At 38.4% G+C, this 2,261-nt stretch carries 3 protein-coding genes; all 3 read left to right on the forward strand.

From position 1 onward, the window contains the following. Positions 1-245: 245 nt before the first annotated feature. Entirely contained in the window at positions 246-935 is a 690-nt protein-coding gene (locus K6Y31_RS21940) for a hypothetical protein (RefSeq protein WP_233055160.1), read from the forward strand. 78 nt (positions 936-1,013) lie between these two features. Next, entirely contained in the window at positions 1,014-1,328 is a 315-nt protein-coding gene (locus K6Y31_RS21945) for a hypothetical protein (RefSeq protein WP_233055161.1), read from the forward strand. Then, positions 1,300-2,043, forward strand: coding sequence for a hypothetical protein (locus K6Y31_RS21950; protein ID WP_233055162.1), 744 nt, complete (start codon positions 1,300-1,302; stop codon positions 2,041-2,043). Before K6Y31_RS21945 ends, K6Y31_RS21950 begins: the two co-directional genes overlap by 29 nt. Positions 2,044-2,261: the final 218 nt, after the last annotated feature.

Consider the following 2,261-nt stretch of genomic DNA (forward strand, 5'->3'; position numbering starts at 1 on the left):
AATTTTCCAGTTTTAAACGAACCGACAGTAGATGCTCTAGTCGCAAATCAGTAAATAAGATTTGGCAATTGTTGTGGTGGCTTGGTCTAAAATAGCCTATTTATTTTGGTGGGTGTCCCAGCTTTCATTTACTATATATAAAAATGATGTAAATATTGTGGATATGTTTTAGACGCCGTTTTGGGGCGCTTTATCACCCCATTATGGGATCTAATAAGCTGTTAAATTCTACGGGCGTTAAGTACATGAGGGTTAAAAGTGAATTAGAGATGTATTACGATCTTGTCGAGAAAAAGTGGTTTATTCTGGCTTTCTTATGTGCAGTTTCAATATCTTTCATCTGCGTGCTGGTATTTCTGGATTGGCAGGCCCTTGGTTGGCCATTCCCCGCAGCTACCGCTTTAGCATGCTTTGGTGCCGCTGTTATCTATGCGTTTTTCTACGAGTGGCACTTGTTATCACCGCGCTCTACTAGGTTGGCGCTATTTCATGAAAACATCATTCACATGGCAGTCGCTCGCTCGAGGTTTCTTGATATAGATGAATTGAGACGACGGGTAAAAAACTTAATCGCATTGCTTTTTTTCTTGGTTCTATCTTCTATCTTTAGTTGGTTATATCCTAAACTATGGTATTTAACTTCAATATTGATTGGCGGTTTCTCCGGAGTTCTAGTTAGCTATCAAATAGAAGAGGAAATAAACGCTCCAAGAGAGTACCGTCAATTGAAAATGACTATATTTAGCTTGCTTATATTTGGCTTGCTAGGAAGTGCCGGCTGGCTGGTAAGTGAATTCGGACCAAAGTTTGGTAATTCGAATTTTAGCATTTATTGGGTGTATATATCAGCGGCTTTCGCATGTGGTGTATTAATCACGTTTGTTACCAACGTGCCAAAGATTTACCGCCATTATCTATCGAGAAAAGAAATTTAACAAAGCCAGCAAGTCGGACTCGTAAACTCGCCGCTTCTGGCGACGTTAAATTTCAAAACAAGCCAAGGAGGCTATCAAATGTACGAAGAAAACTTTATTCAAGCTATTCATAATAAAACTAAGATTCGGCTTACATTCGCATCAAAAGAAGACGGACGAAATTTAACGAGACTATGTGCTCCCATGGACTTTGGGCCAAGCAGGAGGGCTCACAATAAAGATGATAGATTTCACCTTTGGGATTACGAAAGTGATGAAAAAAATCATACTCTGTCACTTTTGCCAAACCAAATAGTCGATATGGAGTTCCTTACAGATAATTTCGAACCATCGGAATTTGTAACATGGAATACTAGTTGGTTTATTGACCGTAACTGGGGCCAGTACAGTTAGCAGAGAAAAATTTAACAAGCAGCAGCAAGCCGACCTCCGGCAACTGTCACCTTTTGTGCATAAAACCGCACAAAAGGCGCCAGTAGCCTCCGGCGGTTGTGCTGGGCGTTATAGCGCAAAGGAGTTTGCTCAATTTATGCAATATTTTGATCCGCCAATACTTGATAAATTAGTACTGAAGAAAGCTAATATTACTATGGTTGAAATGATTTCTATTGAGCCTCATGAGAGTGCAACTCCTTTAAATTGTCTTAACAATGTAAGGGAATATGTAGCAATAAATGGCGGACAAATTCAACTAGGTTGGATATTTTCAATTATTGGTAATTTAGCTCTTAAGTTAACCGCGCACGCCGTGGTTAAAAAAGACGATGAAACATTGTTGTGTGTTACACCAAATGAATATAGAAATAACAGATTAAGGTTTTCACCAGACAACTCAATTGAGCATTTAATTAAAAACAATCACTTACCTTTAAAATTTGTGCCTTTAATTGAAAACAGCAAACTAGATGAATATCTTGATATTGAAAGAGACATAGATAAGTTGAGGCTTGATAATAGTGGCGTGGTAAGTGCCATTGAAATGCAATATATGAATTCCAAAGCATCAGTGCTATACCATTCGATTCTTGAGTTGGCAAAAGAGCATACACATAAAAACGATTATTGTTTTTGTGGCTCAAACAAAAAGCGTAAAAAGTGTTGTAGATAAAGCGCTATAACAAGGCATTTAAACGGAACAAAAACAGTGGGTTACGTTTCGCTTCGCTACACATTTTAACCCACTATTTTTGTCCGCTTAATGCGGCGTTGAGGCTGTAGAATTTCTCTTTTTAGGGGCTAATACGCCCGATTTTCAAGTTGGTCGTTTTTTAACCTTGAACCATCTTTCATGCTGTGATCTAATCAATATTATTCACCTGCGACTCA

This window comes from Motilimonas cestriensis (genome assembly GCF_021295315.1).
Classification (GTDB): Bacteria; Pseudomonadota; Gammaproteobacteria; order Enterobacterales; family CBDFNC01; genus Motilimonas; species Motilimonas cestriensis.

Coding starts and splice junctions, on each gene's coding strand:
- K6Y31_RS21940 (WP_233055160.1), top strand. CDS start 246: ATGAGGGTTAAAAGTGAATTAGAGATGTATTACGATCTTGTCGAGAAA.
- K6Y31_RS21945 (WP_233055161.1), top strand. CDS start 1,014: ATGTACGAAGAAAACTTTATTCAAGCTATTCATAATAAAACTAAGATT.